We start from the raw sequence: 17,075 nt of genomic DNA on the forward strand, positions 1-17,075 counted from the left end.
TTACCTGTCGTTATTTAGAACGTATTAAGTCTCTTTCTACCGCTTTATACATGAGCAGACCCAAGAAATTTACTGCAACCATCCACTTTAAAAAGTAGCCTATATCAATATGATATGCAGGGTAAGTGGGAGATAGTGCATTTCTCATTAGCTCTATATTATGGACATATGGAATATATAATAAATAACTTAGATATGGCTCAGGAATAATATGAATAGAATACATAATCCCAGATATAAAATATAAAATAGTAAAAATCAAACCTATAATTTTGCTGATTTCACCACCATAATAACCGACAACCATCATAATCATCGCTAGACCAAACCCAAACAAAAATAAGGTCAACCAACAAAACAATACTACGTTCAAATGTGCAAGACTGATAGGAATACCAATAAAAGCAAGTATGACTAACAACAGTACAAAGGTAAAAAAATAAATCACTAGCTCTAAAAATGAGCGGGCAATAATGACGTCAATGTGACGTACTGATCGATACATTAAAAGCCCTTGATTGGCCTCAACTGCTCCTAACGCTCGTGTTGCTATGGTACTCATCATACGAAAAGGCACTAGGCCTGCCACCAGAAATAACATGTAGTCCATTCCTGGCAGCACACGGGTCATAATAGCGCCAAATATGATCAAATAAATAGCAACTTGAAACATTATCTCTAATGGCGCCCACAGATAGCCCAAGCGATAACCACCAAAGCGGGTTTGCAGCTCACGCATCAGCAAAGCATGAAATGCGGCACCCATGACTTTTAGACCACTGCGGTGCTTAATAGGACGATAAGGAGGTAATTGTACAGACATGGCGTTACAGGACTTTACCGAAAACAGCCCCTATGATAAGTAAGCGGGACATAAGTTACAACAATTAATCTGTACCTAAACAGATAAAGCTATGATTTAGCAAGAAATCAGTAGGTAATTATAATGTTTTATGGTGCGACTTGAGCCATTCCTCATATTCTGAAATAATTTATTTTAGGCAAAAAAAAACCAATCAAATAGTGATTGGTTTTTTTAATATTACAGGTATTGCTAAAAATGGTGGCGATGAAGAGACTTGAACTCTTGACCTCACGATTATGAGTCATGCGCTCTAACCAGCTGAGCTACATCGCCATTTTAGGATGCACATTTTACCCAAGCTGCTGACTGTCGTCAACCCCTAAAGGGCATTTTTTGCAGAAAATATGAAGTTTATTCAAATTAGCTGCATTTTTATCACGAACAATAAAAAAGGTTTGGTAAACCGATAAGCCGGGTTCTGTCGTGGACAATCATTCCTCTAGGCGTACAATCGCTCGTACGCTCAAGCAACCTACCCGCATCGAACGCGGGCCGCGCCATGCCGATGCCTATTTGGTCTTGCTACGCGTGGAGTTTACCATGCCGTGAACTGTTGCCAGACACGCGGTGCGCTCTTACCGCACCCTTTCACCCTTACCGATGACATGAATATCTTGCGATACTCATATAAGCCAAAGGCGGTCTACTCTCTGCTGCACTGGTCGTCAAGTTACCCTGCCCAGCCGTTAGCTGGCACGCTGCCCTATGTAGCCCGGACTTTCCTCCCCTGCTCATCTGTTGCCAGTGTGCAGCGGCGATTGCCTAGTCTACCAAGCGCGCTAGTATAGCAAAATTAATCTTGCTTTCGTAAAGTTTTTTAGCTTATTTTTAAAGGTGATTTATATAAAGTTTTCAGGGAGTATAAAATCTACATTATTACAGCTATCATTCCCATGCACAGGTAAAGATAACCAATTCGTATTTGGATAATGCTTAGCTAAATAATTTTGCAAAAATTCTATTGTACTAGTGGATATCTCTTCATCTGTCTGAGCAGCATCGTCATGGATATGATTATAAATGATGCTATGTACCGATAACCCACGTGCTTTTATTGCCTCTAAACTCAGTAATGTGTGGTTGATACTGCCCAAACGACCAGAAGTAACCAAAACAATCGGATAACCTTGAGCAGCAATATAATCTAAAATTAATAACTGCTCCGTTATTGGCACGAGCAACCCACCAGCACCTTCTAGTAATACCAAGTCATACTCAGCTTGCAATCGTTTGGTGGCACTAGTGATCAGTTCAGGATCTAGCACTTCCCCTGATAACCGAGTCGCTAAGTGCGGTGATGCAGGCTTCTCATAACGATATGGACAAGTGGTGAAATTGAGATCGCAAGGTTGCAACGGAAGGTTCATCAGCTGACGATGGATAATAATATCATCAGCAATTCCTATCTCGCCACTATCTGGATTTATTGCGACACCAGTTTGCACCAGCTTTTGGGTAATAAGATTAATACCTTGCTGCATAAGCGCTTTGGCAATCATACCCGTCGCATAAGTTTTACCGATGTCGGTATCGATACCGGAGATAAAGAGAACGCTCATTCTTGACCTTTTTGCGTTAAATAAGCTTGGCTTAAATACGTGCTCACCACTTTTAATAACGCTTCGCAAAGAGTGACAAGTTCGTATTCGCTAATCACATATGGCGGCATGATATAAACCAGTTTCCCAAAGGGTCTGATCCAAATATCATTCTCAATCAATAAAGCCTGAAAGATAGGCATCTCAACCGCTTCATTTAGCTCAATGACGGCAACTGCGCCCAGACAGCGTACTTCCTTAACACCGTCTAGCAGCGCAGCTGGCGCTAGCTGCTGCTCCATAGTCCGTTGCATATTTGCAGTACGCGCTTCAATATCATAGGAGAGTATTAAATCAATTGAGGCACAAGCGACGGCACAAGCCAGCGGATTGCCCATAAAGGTCGGACCGTGCATCAGTGCCGGATAATCACTTTGGCTAATGGTATCAGCAATTTTTCGAGTACATAAAGTCGCGGCAAAAGTCATATAACCGCCAGTTAATGCTTTACCAATCGTCATGATGTCAGGGCTGATACTCGCATGCTCACAAGCGAATAATTTGCCACTACGCCCAAAACCAGTCGCGATTTCATCAGCAATTAGTACTACTTTGTATTTATCACACAATTTGCGAAGCAATTGTAAATATTGAGGACTATAAAAGCGCATGCCGCCTGCGCCTTGAATAATCGGCTCGATAATAAATCCAGCCAACTTATCGCTATTTTTATCAAAGAAATCCGTTAATTCATCATATTCAGACTGGCTAATATCACGTTCAAAGCCCATTGGCGGAGCTGGCACAAAATGCTGCATAGGTAATTGCTTGCCATAGAGACTATGCATGCCATTGATAGGGTCGCAGACACTCATCGCATGCCACGTATCACCATAATAACCTGAATGGGTCGAGGCAAATTGGCACTTTTGCGGACGCTTAGCAGCAATTTGATATTGCAATGCCATTTTTAATGCTACTTCTACCGCAATGCTGCCGCTATCGGCATAAAATATGGCATCCAGTCCAGCAGGCACAATTGACAGCAGTTTTTTGCCCAAATCTATTGCGGGTTGATGGGTCAAACCACCAAACATGACATGCGCCATTTTACCCAATTGTTCAATCATCGCTGCATTCAGCTTGGGATGATTATAGCCATGGACACTCGCCCACCAAGATGACATCCCATCGATCAGACGCGTGCCATCTTGCGTGACGATATAAATACCATCAGCGTGATCAATCACAATATTAGGATAAGTCGGCGGTAAGCTGGCATAAGGATGCCAGAGATGTTGCTGGTCAAAGTCGTTCGTTGATTTCGTAGATGAGAGTGATGTTGTCATATTTTATTGACCAGTAATGCGTTTATATTTTGACAACAAATCGCTTTCGGTTTCGACATGATTGGGATCATGAGGGATGCAATCCACAGGGCAAATGACTACGCATTGCGGCTCGTCGAAGTGCCCGACACATTCGGTGCATAAATCAGGGTCAATCACATAAATGTCATCGCCTTCTGAGATGGCTTCGTTTGGGCAGGCAGGCTCACACACATCACAGTTGATGCATTCATCAGTAATTAATAACGCCATAGACTGCTCCTTATATTTTGCTTATAGCACTTGTATCGTTGGCTTTGACGATTTCGATGCGTTTAAATGTTCGACACATCTTCATTGTCAGCAGGTATTTTGCTATCTAAGATTGAGTTTTTCAGCAAAAGCTTGTGAGACACATGGTGGGACAAATTTAGTCACATCACCACCGAGTTTGGCGATTTCTCGAATCATCGTCGAGGAGATGAATGAGTAATTCTGCGATGGCGTTAAAAATACTGCTTCAAAGTTTTCATCAAGCTCACGGTTCATATTGGCCAGCTGAAACTCATATTCGAAATCTGACATCGCACGCAGACCACGTAAGACAGCAGTGGCGTTTTTTTCACGCATAAAGTCAACGAGTAGACCTTCAAAACCCACCACCGATACTTGTGGTAAGTCAGCAAATACCGTCTCGACTAAGGCGACGCGCTCCTCAAAGTTAAATAAAGGCTTTTTGTGATGTCCTGAGGCAACCGCAATCACCACCTCGTCAAACAGTTTGGTGGCGCGTGTGACCAAGTCCACATGACCATTGGTAATAGGATCAAAGGTACCAGGATATAAAATTCTAGTGTGCAGCTTTGAGGAGTTAGCAGAAGTAGAGTGGCTCATAGCGTGGCTAATAGGGTCAGTAATAGTAGGCTATATGCTAGCAAATTTTGCTCAAACTTAATACTTATCGTCGATGCATTTGTAAATAGTTACCGCCTTAACCTCACTTAATGTACTCAGTCTTCTGTTTGCGCCCGATTGCTGTGTACCCCCCTTAAATGACTTCGACTATATTGGCTACATTTGTCCTAATAGCCGACTTACATTTTTGTTAGAGGCTTTGCTACAATAGGCGGTTCGACTCATCCATTTTATAAACCAAATAAAAGACAATGCCATTTATTGAGTTAGGATGAGGAATCAGTAGGACTAGTCAGATAAGGACTTTGTAGTTGTAGGCAGTCCTTATGGAGAAATTATGTCAAAAAAATCAAAAAAACCAGAGAATCAAATTTGTGCGAACAAAAAAGCTCGACACGAGTATTTTATTGAAGAAACGTTTGAAGCAGGATTGTCGTTACAAGGTTGGGAAGTAAAAGCCATTCGCGCGGGTAAAATGACCATCACCGAAGCCTATATTATTTTTCGTAATAATGAGGCATTTATATTTGGTGCCCATATTCAACCGCTGCTTTCCAGCTCGACGCATGTCAGTCCTGATAGTATCCGTACCCGTAAACTGCTGCTTAATCGCCGCGAAATCGAAAAGTTAATGGGTGCAGTCAACCAAAAAGGCTATGCCTGCGTGCCATTATCCTGCTATTGGAAAAACTCGCTGGTGAAATGTCAAATTGGCTTGGCATTGGGTAAAAAACAGCACGACAAACGTAAAACGCTTAAAGACCGTGATTGGGAACGTGATAAGCAGCGAGGTTTCAAGAAGGATTTAGATTAAAGCTCTCTTTCAACAGATTGGTGTTAATCTTCAAAAAACGGACGATTCAGCATAGTGTTGAATCGTCCGTTTTTATTTGTTGAATTAAGGTTACTTATTAATTTTCAAATAGCTGGCGCAATCTTTGTTGTTTGCGATTGTTTATGAGTACTGCGTAATTGACGTATACCGTGCATAATCAGACAGACAATACCGAGCCAAATCAAACCATAGCTATAAATCATCGCCGATTCAAACGGGTTGCCTAATACGGTGATTGCCAATATGAATAATAAAGCAGGCTCCAAATAGCTCATCATGCCATAGACATTGACTGGTAGCATCTGACTGGCATCGACATTGGTTTTCATGGCTAATACGCTCATGACGCCGAGTCCTGCCAGCATCAGGATAAAAAAGCCAGAACCGCTCACTAAGCTTAAACTGCTCGGCGCAAACAGCAATAAGTAAGCCACAGCAAATGGTGCGAATATCGTTAAATCAACCAATAATCCAGTCACCGCGCCAATCCCTTGCATGCGGCGTAAAATATAATATAGCGGGTACGTGCCGCAGACCCAAAGCGTTGCCCAAGAGACACTTTGCGTACGGATAATTTCACTGCCGACCCCTAATGCGGCAAATGCAACAGCCAACCATTGCAGACGGCTTAATTTTTCGCCAAATAGTACGCAACCAAACACCACCATCATAAGCGGAAATAAAAAATAACCCATCGCGGTTTGTACGCCCTGCCCATTCACGGGTGCCCACATAAATAACCAAAACTGGCTTAAGAATATCGGTGTCGGCAATAGCAACCATGCCCACTGCTTAACTGTGCCTAGCGCTTTGAGTTTATCGATGTGAAAACCTAAGCGCCCACTGATCAGCAAATATCCCACCAATGCCGCCCACATCGCTAGCATACGCCATATAAAGACTTGCGTACCTGACAATGGCGCCAAAAAGCTGCTGTAAGCATAAAGTACGCCAAATAATAAATTCGACAAGATTGCTAGTATGACGCCTAATATTAATGTGCGTTGCTGTGCGCTACCCGCCGTCCAAATCGCTGGCAATGGCAAGCGCGAGACAGTCGTTGCGAGCGTATTTGCGAAGACAGTAGAGAGCATTGAAGTAGACATAAAAGCACCGTAAGTTTACATAGATATTAGAAAACCAGCTGTGAGCTTTTACTTGTTATGGTTAAGCTTTAGTTGCTAGGCTTTAATTGCTAAGTTTTGATTGTTAAACCTTGATTAATAGCACCTATTTTACTGAGTGTCGTTGATATATTATTTCTATAAAAATCTGTTTATGAACAAATTTAGCTTTTAGAACCCTTAAAAATAAATATTTTCTTAAATTTTGACTTATAGTGATAATAATTATAAAAAATCCAGTGAATGAAACGCTTTCTAAAAGAGAGAACACCATGAGCCAAGTTTTAGATGATATCGATAAAGCGATTTTAAATTTATTACAGGATGATGCGACCATGCCATTAAAAACCGTGGCAGAACAAGTGCATGTGTCTATTGCGACGGCTCAGCGCCGCATCCAAGCATTAATCAGCAATGGCGTCATTACCAAGCAAGTTGCTATCGTTGACCCAAACAAGGTGGGTTATGGACTGACCGCGGTGGTGATGATAGAGATGGCGCGCTCAAATACCTCGATGCAACATCGGTTTGAGCGCTTGATGAATGCGCAGCCACAAGTGATGAGCTGTTATGAGGTGTCAGGTGATGCGGATTTTATGTTGATGGTTAATGCCAAAAATATGAGCGATTACCATCGATTCACGACTGGTTTGCTCACCTATGAGAATAATGTGCGCAACTTTAAAAGCCAATTTGTGATGAACTTTACTAAAAGTGGGACAAAGATTTTGCTCGATTAATTTGATTATGAAAACTGCTTGGCTGTTTAATTAAAAGTAGATAAGTCGCGGTCAAACAAGGTACGATATCAACGAAAGTTTGGCAGTAAATAATAGATGCCGCACCAGTAGTCCATCGCCTAGTAGACAAGGAAGCCTTACCATGACTAAAAACACTTGTACCATTAGAAAAGAAGAAAGTAATAATCCAGTACTAAAAGGATTAAGCTTTAAAACAGTGATGGCCAGTGCATCGCTTGCGGCATTGCTCGCCAGCTCTGGCTGTGCCACTAGCTCATTATTAGACAGTGACAATCGAGTCAACACAACGACAACTAAAAGTGTGTTGTCAGAAGATCAAATCGTGGCTTTTGGTCGCCCTGCACAAGCATTACCCAAAATGCCAAATGCGACGATGGTTATCGTTGGCGAAAAGAACAGCTATGTGCTGACCCAAGGTGGGACAGAGATGGTGAATTTACTGACCAATTTGACACCAAAAAATATCCAAGTCGATAATGAGATGAACTTTTATGTGCCCAATAACGACGGCTACTTCCAGGGTGAAATGAAACTGTCTTATGCCAAACTAAAAGATGAATTTAAACGTTCTGACTATCAATTTTTTTTACAGAATAATGGCAAAGAATGCACCTCAGCCAGTGACCAGCGTATCAATGCTCAGCGCTTTTGCTTTAGCGTTCCCGTCAAAGGCGCTATTTATCCGCAAGTGAGTAATCTCAGCTTAATCCAATCCAATTATCGCCCTTTAACTAAGCCTTATACGGTGAGCTTTTATACCCAAAGTCAGCAAAATCAAGTGTCTCGTAGTGGCGCAAATACAGCTCAGAAGCTGGTTTTATTGCCTTTTGCCTTAGCTTTTGACGTAGTTACTTTCCCATTTCAGTTATTAGAGTAGTAAATCCTTACTATAAACGATGATTTGGAATAAAGATGCGCTTAGTTCCTAAAAGCCTTTTTATTCATAGATTACTTAAACTATCAATAACTTATCGTCAATCCTTTGTCATCGTTTATGACATCATGAAGACAATTCATGTTAAAATGAGCGCTTTTAAATGAGCCGTTAATATTTTTAATGAATAACGGCTTTTTTTAGTGCCATTTTTCTAATTAACAGGTCCGCTCATGTCTGCCGATACCATCGCCCGCACCGCCTTTAAACAAGGCACCAAACCACTTTACGACTACGACAAACATTGGGCAAGCTGCTACGAGCCAGCGCCTTATTTGCCAATGAGCCGCAAAGAGATGGACGATTTGGGCTGGGATGCCTGTGATGTCATCATCATTTCAGGCGATGCTTATGTCGATCATCCAAGCTTTGGTATGGCGATTATCGGTCGTTTACTAGAGTCACAAGGCTTTCGTGTGGGTATCATTGCTCAGCCAGATTGGAAGAGCAAAGACGCGTTTATGGAATTGGGCAAACCTGTCTATGCTTACGGCGTGACCGCAGGCAACATGGACAGCATGATCAACCGTTATACCGCCGATCGCAAGATTCGTAGCGATGATGCGTACTCGCCGGGCAACGTGGCAAATAAACGCCCTGACCGCGCCGCTATCGTCTATAGCCAGCGCTGCCGCGAAGCCTATCCTGATGTGCCAATTATCCTAGGCGGTATCGAAGGCAGTCTACGCCGTATCGCTCATTATGATTACTGGTCGGATAAAGTCCGCCGTAGTATCTTGATGGATGCCCGTGCCGATGTTTTATTGTACGGTAATGCTGAGCGCGCCATCGTCGATGTGGTACATGGTCTGTCTAAAGGCTATAGCTTTGAGCAAATGAGCAAATTGCGCGGTACCTCATATCTATTGACGCCAACGCGCCGCCATTGGCAAGACGATATGACTGAAGTCGCTAGTAATGACGTCGATACCGTTGGCCGTGTTGACCCGATTATCAATCCGTATGTGATGACCGAAGACGTGGATCAATGCTCAATCGAGCAAGAAAAACCCAGCGATTCACCGGTTGGGCAAGCGCTCTCAGGAATGGCTTCACAGTATCCGGGCTTTGTGTCTGAACCAGTTGCCAATAAAATTCTAAATGCTGAGCAAGTTGACGAAGAAACGCAAGTGGTGCAAATGCGTGGTTTTGACAAGCCAATGACGGCGCGTAAGCATAAAATAAAAATGCCACCACGTGAAAAGACGGTCATTCGTCTGCCTGATTATGAGCACGTCAAATCTGACCCTGTGTTATACGCTCATGCCAGCCGTATCTTACATCTTGAGACCAATCCAGGTAATGCCCGTGCCCTCGTGCAACGTCATAGTAGCGGCGCTGGTAACTCGCATACCTCGATTGACGTTTGGCTCAATCCGCCACCGATTCCCCTCTCGACCGAAGAGATGGATTATGTGTTTGACTTGCCGTACGCACGTTTGCCGCATCCAAGCTATGGCGATGCACGCATCCCTGCTTATGACATGATTAAATTCTCAGTCAATATCATGCGCGGCTGTTTTGGTGGTTGTACTTTTTGCTCAATCACTGAGCACGAAGGACGCATTATCCAAAACCGCTCGGAAGAATCTATCCTACGAGAAGTCGAAGCCATTCGTGATACCGCACCTAACTACACTGGCGTTATCTCTGACCTTGGCGGGCCAACGGCCAATATGTATCGTCTGAGCTGTAAAGACGAGACCATTGAAAAGAATTGCCGTAAGCCGTCTTGTGTCTATCCTGACGTCTGCGAAAACCTAATTACCGATCACAGTAATTTGACCAAACTATATCGCAAAGCCCGTGATATCAAAGGCGTGAAAAAGATTCTTATCGCCTCTGGCTTGCGTTATGACTTAGCGGTGAAAGACCCAGAATACGTCAAAGAATTGGTCAGCCATCATGTCGGTGGTTATCTAAAAATTGCACCTGAGCATTCAGAAGAAAACGTCTTATCTAAAATGATGAAGCCGGGCATGGGCAGCTATGATAAATTCAAAGCCATGTTTGAGCAGTACAGCCAAGAAGCGGGCAAAGAGCAATATCTCATTCCTTACTTTATCGCCGCGCATCCGGGCACGAAAGATGAGGATATGATGAACCTTGCGCTGTGGCTAAAAAGCCACGGCTACCGCGCTGACCAAGTGCAAGCGTTTTATCCAAGCCCGATGGCGACAGCGACCACCATGTATCATACGCATAAAGATCCACTGCATAAGATCAGCCGTGATGAAGGTGACATGGATATCGTCAAATCTGGTAAGCAGCGCAAATTGCATAAAGCGTTCTTACGTTATCACGATCCAAAAAACTGGGTATTATTGCGTAAAGCTCTGCAAGATATGGGTCGTGGCGATTTGATTGGTAAAAATCGTGGCTGCTTAATCCCGCCGTTCAACGCCAGTTTAGAAGGGCGCGATGCGGCACAAGATAGCTATCAATCAGCGCGTAAAAAGAACAGCCGCCTAGGTAATGACTCGGTGAAGCGTAATAATAATTCGTCAACCAATGGCGCATCCGCTAAAGGCGCTGCGGGTCAAATCACGGTCAGTAAAAACACCAAAAAGCGCGTGAGCAAAGGCAATTTCCAAACCCAGCATACGGGTCTGCCACCGCGTAAAACCAAGTAGCTAAAGCTCTGTATATCATTGCTAAATGCAGATGCTTAAATGAGTGACGAACACTTATTTAAGCTCATCAAAAAAGCGTCTATCGGTCAAAAGATCGATAGGCGCTTTTTTATTTGAAGCGGCTTATTTTTAATAAATTCATAATCAAAGCTTAAATACCAATCAAAACGCGCCAAATAATGCGTTACATTAGTCAGTGATTAAGTAACTTAATGAACACGTAACAAACAATTTCTAACATTCTTCAAGCGCTGTTTTCGTTACCATATGCGCTATATGCTTAACGCATTATTAAAAATAAATACATTATGATTTTTATATCTTTGGAGAATGCCATGAACACCCTAACTAAATTTGCTGTTGCCCTACCTACCCTTGCCCTATTAAGTGCTTGTGCAACCACGGCTCCTACTACGCCAAATGCATCAAACACGCCTGCATCAGAAAGCGTCACCGATGCCGCTTATGATCGTATGGCACCAGCACCTTATACCTGTACTGACGACAGCACCATCATGGCTAAACAATCTATCAATAAAAAACAAGTGATGCTCAATGCGACCTTGCCTAAAGTAAAATGGGCTGAGCAACCAATCATCTTAAATGGTGATGTACAAGGTGATACCGCAAGCTACGTTAATGAGTCAAACCCAGAAGCTGTCTATGCATGGCACATGAAAGGCGACAAAGGTATTTTTGCCATCAAATGGGCAAACGGTAAAGAATATCAAGTAAACTGCCAAATCTAGTTAGCTAGCTATAAACAGTCTGACAGTTCTAAAAAACTAGCTACTTATAAAAAACAGTCATCATAGGATGGCTGTTTTTTTGCGTTTTGATTGAACAATATTGCATTGAATATCTGTATAAAAACTGACATCAAAACCACAGATTCAGGTTAAGCATTGGTTAGAATGAACGGTTTGCTGCTTTTGTCTAGAGAAGCAGCAAGAAACCTGTCAAAATAGCGCTGATAGGATATTGTCTATGATTAATAATACTGAGGATACGTCGATGGCTAAGCGCCTAATAAATATGATGATCATCGCTACTGCCAGCATGTGGGCACTGGCAGGCTGCGACAACAATGCTGAAACTGCCGCTCAAGCTTCTGAGCCAGTGGTGGCGACCGCAGACTCATCAACGACAGCCACTAAGACTATCGACTGGTCAGTCATGGCGAGCGGTGAGAAGCCCGCTGACCCTGCCAATTATCAATATCCGTTTGCACTTGATAGCCAAAACGTACGCGACTATGCAGAGTATTTCAAGGTAGATAATGCGACGGCTCAGCATAATCTAACGGTGAGCATGGCAAGTAATGAGGCACTGTCTAAAGCCTTGGATCAGCTGAGTGAAAGCTATGTCTCGCATGAGCTAACCGATGGCAATGAGATGAAACTCATTATTCATACTACGCCTGATATCGCTGCCAGTAGCTATGATTACGTGCTGTCTGATGACTTTGCGAAAGGATTGGTATTACCAATTGAAATCAAGCCTGATGGTAAGAAAAGTAAAGCGAAGGCGCATGGAGAAATGGTAGAGTAATTTAATTTGTAGGGTGCGCCCTGCGCACCGATAGAGTATTAAAATTCATACGGTAAATATAAATGTCACAATACATTCGTTCATACACGAAAGGTGCTACCTACTTTTTTACTTTGGTGTCATACGATCGAAGAAAAATACTGTGTGAAGATGACTTCTTAAAAGCCTTTAAAAAAAGCATCAAACAAGTTCAACAACAATATCCTTTTAAAATCATTGCATGGGTACAAATGCCCGACCATCTACACTGTATTTGGAAAATGCCTACTGACGATGCTAATTATAGTATGCGTTGGTCGCAGATAAAACGATTAACCACCCAAGCTTGTCCGCAATATCATTTACCAATAGATGTGTTAAGCCGTTCAAAAATTAAAAGAAGCGAAAGAGGTATTTGGCAACGTCGATTTTATGAACATGAAATAAAGGACGAAACAGATTTCATGAGACATATGGATTACTTGCACTATAATCCTGTTAAGCATGGGTTAGTTCAAAAGGTAGGAGACTGGCCATATTCGAGCTTTCATCTTTATGTGAGGCGATATGTTTATGCGGAAGACTGGGGTAATGATTCTATTGGTTTTTCAGAGAGTTTTTCAGATAAATTAGAGTAATTTTTCTAAGTGCGCTGGGCGCACCCTACGCTAACTTTTCTGAGTGGAAAGTGGAAGAGCGAATAAGATTAGGTCTTCAACCGACGTTGTACACACCAGCTAAGATCGAAGAATACGAAGAATACGAAGAATACGAAGAAAGCCTATACGATGATAGCTATTTTGATTTTGAAAATTTTGTAGATTATCTCTGGGATATAGAGCCCCATGACTATGGGGACAAGGGGTGGTATCCGTTTATTATAAATCATAAAGACGAAACCAAGCTGGTCATCATTCATATAAGTCGCAATCCTAAAAATCTAGACGATTATCCTGAGGATTTCAAAGAGTATGAAAGGTTTTTCAATGCCGATAAGTCACCTAAACAACCCAAATATTTTGATGAACACTATTGGTCAGTAAAAGTAATAAAGATGAAGACGGCAGAAATGCTGTCGGTATTGGATGAAGCCTATGATTATTTGTTTGTGTCTTCGTAACGTACGATTTATTTATCATTGATTGGAATATTTAGAAAACAGATCAGTTGTAGATTGCACCTAGTACGCATGATTCGGCTAATTTAAGTCAGTAATAAATATGATAGTTTATATAAATCAGTATCATTAACTAAGAGTGATTTATGGATACCTACCAAAAAATATTTGAGAAGATATTACAGGAAGCCTCTGAAAAAGCTAAGAACATTTTATCAGAAGAGAAAATAAAAGATTTTTTGGATTCTACTGCTTCGGATTTTATCTATGAAACTATACCGGAAATAGCTGATAATATTGTTTCTTCATTAAAAGAAAGGTCTGAAGAGCAGCTAAAATTAGTTAGAGATTATCAGAAGGGGTTCATAAATAGGAATACCGAGAGATGGGAAAGAGGTTTCAATGCTTTAGAAATTTTGATTATTGTTTGTACCGAAGCAGGAGAAGAGTTCAATAACACTCATAGAGAGCATGCAGTTCAAGAGCGAAACATACAGTTTGATCTTGTAGTTCGCTTACACGCTCGAGCCTGTCATATTTCATCGGAGATACTTTGGCTTCTCAAAGGAGGTTTTGCCGACGCTGCTCATGCAAGATGGCGTGCATTACATGAAGTAGCAGTTACAGCTCTGTTTTTGCTTAATCATGGAAATGAGCTTTCTATTCGTTATTATGAGCATGAAGCGATAGAATCTTATAAAGCTATGAAGCAGTATAATAAATATAAATCAAGGCTAAGCATTAAAGAGTTTTCTGAAAAAGAGCTAATAGAATGTAAGGTAGCTCGTGATAAAGCAATTAATAAATACGGGCAAGACTTTGAAGGGAGCTATGGATGGGCGGCAGACGTATTAAATAATAAAAGACCTAATTTTTCTAATTTAGAAGAAGCCGTTAAGCTTGACCACCTTCGCCCATATTATAAGTGGGCTAGCCAAAATATACATGCAAACGTACATGGAATTAGAAATAAACTTGGCTTAGCTGAAGCAAAAGAAGACGTTCTACTGGCAGGAGCAAGCAACTCCGGAATGACTGATCCTGCTGACTTAACAGTCTTATCTCTCTCACAGATTTCAGTTGGCTTACTTACAATTTATTCAAACATGGATTCTTTAATTACACAGTATGTAATTAAAGAATTAGGTTCTAACATCGGTGAGTTATTTTTAGAGATTGAAAGTCAACAGCCACTTCGCTAAGAATTCAAAATTTATTAAAGGATAGCAGGAAGCGCCGGGCGTACTACCCTGCGCTAACTCAAATACATTTAGAAAATTACCTTTAAGGAGTTTTCTCTTGCGAACCTAACAAAGCAATGCTTTGTTTTAACTGTTCTCCCCAACCAACGCTAAAAACTCTTCCTCACCCACTACTTTAACGCCCAGTTTTTCAGCTTTAGCCATCTTAGAGCCAGCCTTTTCACCTGCCAGTAGCGCAGTCGTTTTTGCCGAGATACTGCCTGAGACTTTGGCACCCAGTGCTTGCAGCTTGGCTTTGGCTTCATCACGCGCCATGCTATCGAGCGCACCGGTGATGACCCATGTTTGCCCATCGAGTGGCAATCCTTCTGACGCTACCTTTTCAACCTTATCCCAGTGCACGCCAGCTTCTCGCAATGCCGTGATCACTTCGATATTATGCGGTGCGCGGAAGAATTTATAAGCAAGCTCAGCAGTGATCGCGCCGACGTCAGGCGTCTGCAATAGTTTGTCGATATCAGCAGCCATTAATACATCAAGGTCGCCAAATTGCTGCGCCAAATTCTGCGCCGTCGTCTCACCGACACCGCGAATACCCAGCGCATAGATAAAGCGCGCGAGTGTCGTATGCTTACTGGCTTCGATAGCACTGAGGATGTTTTGTACCGACTTTTCGCCCAGTTTCTCAAGCGTAATCAGCTCGTCTTGATGATTGTGCAACTGATAGATATCAGCGACTGTCTTCACCAAGCCATGCTCAAAAAAGCTAATCAACCAACTTGCGCCTAAGCCATCGATATCCATTGCCCGACGCGAGACAAAGTGGATGAGCGCCTCGACCTGCTGCGCGGGACAAAACAGCCCACCAGTGCAACGCGCCAACGCTTCATCTTTAGGTAATACCACAGGCGAGTCGCATACTGGGCAGGTCGATGGCAATGTAACGGGTTCAGAATTTTCTGGACGCTGATCTGTCCAAACACGGGTCACTTTAGGAATCACATCGCCTGCACGGTGGACGCTGACCATATCGCCTGCGCGCACATCCAAGCGCTGAATCTCGCCAAAGTTATGCAAGGTGACATTGCTAACTGTGACGCCGCCGACTTTTACAGGTTCTAATTTGCCAACAGGCGTAATCGCGCCCGTGCGTCCGACTTGCCACTCGATAGCATGCAAGCGTGTCATGACAGTTTCGGCAGGGAATTTATAAGCGGTCGCCCAGCGCGGCTCACGCGATAAAAACCCAAGCTGCTGCTGCAACGCTAAGCTATTGACCTTGATGACCATGCCATCAATCTCAAACGGCAGCTCGTTACGCGCTTCAATCATATATTCATAATAGGCTTGAGCCTCGCGTGGATTTTGCACTACTTCCACCGCACTGACAGTAAAGCCAATGGTCTTTAGCCATGCAAGCGCTGCTGATTGGGTTTTGATATGCTCAGGTAAACCTTGATTGACTGAATAACAGTAAAATGCGAGCGGACGGCTAGCAGCAATGGCGGGATCTAGCTGACGTAAACTTCCAGCAGCGGCATTGCGTGGATTGGCAAAAGTTTTGTCGCCCTTTTCTTCAGCAAGGCGATTCAAACGCTCAAAACCCGCTTTCGGCATCAGCACTTCACCGCGCACTTCCAATAATGGAATCTCGCTTGCAGCCGCGAGCCAAAGTGGCAAATTGCGAATGGTTTTGGCATTTTGGGTGATGTCCTCGCCCGTTTGCCCATCACCGCGCGTGACCGCTTGGACAAACTTGCCATGAGCGTATTTGAGTGACACCGCCAAGCCATCGAGCTTTAGCTCCATCTCGTATTCAGGGTTTTGCTGTGCATCGTTGAGGCGATCATTCACGCGGCGCATAAAGCCATGTAATTCATCATAATCAAAGACATTGCCAAGCGAGAGCATGGGAATATCATGAGTGACTTGGGTAAAAGCCGATAGCGGCATGTCGCCAACTTGGTTAATCGGGCTATCTGGCTGCACCAAATCCGGATATTGTTCTTCAAGCGCCAATAAAGAGCGACGCAACTGATCGTATTCGCTGTCTTCTAAAATAGGATTATCAAGCACATAGTAGGCATAATTGTGCTGCTTAAGCGCATCGATAAACGTGCGCATCTGGGTGACGATAGCATCATCATTTTTTATAGGGTTAGTAGTATTGATGTCTTTATTAATGTCTTTAGAGGTAAGTGGTGAGATAGGGTCAGTCATAGTCGGCGTCTTTTCTTTGCAATTCAAGATGCCGATATGATAACAAGTTTGTAGGATGCTCGGATATAGTCGA

General features: G+C 42.8%; 16 protein-coding genes, 1 tRNA gene and 1 other RNA gene. 9 read left to right on the forward strand and 9 right to left on the reverse strand.

The window, feature by feature from the left end:
- Positions 1–10: 10 nt before the first annotated feature.
- From INT03_RS03885 to coaD, 7 genes are all read right to left on the reverse strand, one after another.
- Positions 11–766 (reverse strand): ABC transporter permease, encoded by a 756-nt coding sequence (locus INT03_RS03885; RefSeq protein ID WP_226950229.1) that lies wholly within the window; start codon positions 764–766, stop codon positions 11–13.
- Positions 767–1,061: 295 nt separating this feature from the next.
- A tRNA-Met gene (locus INT03_RS03890) sits at positions 1,062–1,138 on the reverse strand.
- Positions 1,139–1,256: 118 nt separating this feature from the next.
- Positions 1,257–1,639, reverse strand: an RNA gene (gene rnpB, locus INT03_RS03895) — RNase P RNA component class A.
- 65 nt (positions 1,640–1,704) lie between these two features.
- Complete coding sequence (gene bioD / locus INT03_RS03900) at positions 1,705–2,424, reverse strand: dethiobiotin synthase (RefSeq protein WP_193007722.1); 720 nt, start codon at positions 2,422–2,424, stop codon at positions 1,705–1,707.
- Positions 2,421–3,752, reverse strand: a complete 1,332-nt coding sequence (bioA, locus tag INT03_RS03905; RefSeq protein ID WP_193007723.1) for an adenosylmethionine--8-amino-7-oxononanoate transaminase — start codon at positions 3,750–3,752, stop codon at positions 2,421–2,423. Before bioA ends, bioD begins: the two co-directional genes overlap by 4 nt.
- Positions 3,753–3,755: 3 nt before the next feature.
- A complete protein-coding gene (locus tag INT03_RS03910; RefSeq protein WP_021814308.1) occupies positions 3,756–4,004 on the reverse strand; it encodes a YfhL family 4Fe-4S dicluster ferredoxin in 249 nt (82 codons plus the stop codon).
- Between the two features lie 102 nt (positions 4,005–4,106).
- Positions 4,107–4,625: a pantetheine-phosphate adenylyltransferase gene (coaD, locus tag INT03_RS03915; protein ID WP_045453657.1), complete on the reverse strand. Its 519-nt coding sequence runs from the start codon at positions 4,623–4,625 to the stop codon at positions 4,107–4,109.
- A 358-nt stretch (positions 4,626–4,983) separates the two neighbouring features.
- Here coaD and smpB point away from each other — a divergent pair, with 358 nt between their 5' ends.
- Positions 4,984–5,460: an SsrA-binding protein SmpB gene (gene smpB / locus INT03_RS03920; RefSeq protein WP_045453654.1), complete on the forward strand. Its 477-nt coding sequence runs from the start codon at positions 4,984–4,986 to the stop codon at positions 5,458–5,460.
- A 104-nt stretch (positions 5,461–5,564) separates the two neighbouring features.
- Here the strand turns inward: smpB and rarD are convergent, their stop codons facing one another.
- Entirely contained in the window at positions 5,565–6,587 is a 1,023-nt protein-coding gene (rarD, locus tag INT03_RS03925; RefSeq protein ID WP_193007724.1) for an EamA family transporter RarD, read from the reverse strand.
- 290 nt (positions 6,588–6,877) lie between these two features.
- On the opposite strand from rarD, the gene INT03_RS03930 reads away from it, so the two are divergent.
- The 8 genes from INT03_RS03930 (at position 6,878) to INT03_RS03965 (ending at position 14,782) form a co-directional block, all read left to right on the forward strand.
- A complete protein-coding gene (locus INT03_RS03930; protein ID WP_193007725.1) occupies positions 6,878–7,345 on the forward strand; it encodes an Lrp/AsnC family transcriptional regulator in 468 nt (155 codons plus the stop codon).
- A gap of 142 nt (positions 7,346–7,487) precedes the next feature.
- Positions 7,488–8,243: a hypothetical protein gene (locus INT03_RS03935; protein ID WP_413469114.1), complete on the forward strand. Its 756-nt coding sequence runs from the start codon at positions 7,488–7,490 to the stop codon at positions 8,241–8,243.
- A gap of 230 nt (positions 8,244–8,473) precedes the next feature.
- Positions 8,474–10,933 carry a YgiQ family radical SAM protein gene (locus INT03_RS03940; protein ID WP_193007726.1) on the forward strand — a complete coding sequence of 820 codons (2,460 nt, stop codon included), beginning with the start codon at positions 8,474–8,476 and terminating at the stop codon, positions 10,931–10,933.
- Positions 10,934–11,268: 335 nt separating this feature from the next.
- The gene (locus INT03_RS03945) at positions 11,269–11,682 is read left to right on the forward strand and encodes a hypothetical protein (RefSeq protein ID WP_045443583.1); all 414 of its coding nucleotides are present in this window, start codon (positions 11,269–11,271) and stop codon (positions 11,680–11,682) included.
- A 238-nt stretch (positions 11,683–11,920) separates the two neighbouring features.
- Positions 11,921–12,484: a hypothetical protein gene (locus tag INT03_RS03950; protein WP_226950230.1), complete on the forward strand. Its 564-nt coding sequence runs from the start codon at positions 11,921–11,923 to the stop codon at positions 12,482–12,484.
- 62 nt (positions 12,485–12,546) lie between these two features.
- Positions 12,547–13,101, forward strand: coding sequence for an REP-associated tyrosine transposase (locus INT03_RS03955; RefSeq protein WP_193007727.1), 555 nt, complete (start codon positions 12,547–12,549; stop codon positions 13,099–13,101).
- Between the two features lie 50 nt (positions 13,102–13,151).
- Complete coding sequence (locus INT03_RS03960; protein WP_193007728.1) at positions 13,152–13,583, forward strand: hypothetical protein; 432 nt, start codon at positions 13,152–13,154, stop codon at positions 13,581–13,583.
- A gap of 143 nt (positions 13,584–13,726) precedes the next feature.
- On the forward strand, positions 13,727–14,782 hold the full coding sequence (locus INT03_RS03965) for a DUF5677 domain-containing protein (protein WP_193007729.1): 1,056 nt from the start codon (positions 13,727–13,729) through the stop codon (positions 14,780–14,782).
- A 126-nt stretch (positions 14,783–14,908) separates the two neighbouring features.
- Here INT03_RS03965 and ligA read toward each other — a convergent pair whose 3' ends face one another.
- Positions 14,909–17,002, reverse strand: a complete 2,094-nt coding sequence (ligA, locus tag INT03_RS03970; protein WP_193007730.1) for an NAD-dependent DNA ligase LigA — start codon at positions 17,000–17,002, stop codon at positions 14,909–14,911.
- Positions 17,003–17,075: the final 73 nt, after the last annotated feature.

It is taken from the genome of Psychrobacter sp. PG1 (assembly GCF_014897815.1).
Classification (GTDB): Bacteria; Pseudomonadota; Gammaproteobacteria; order Pseudomonadales; family Moraxellaceae; genus Psychrobacter.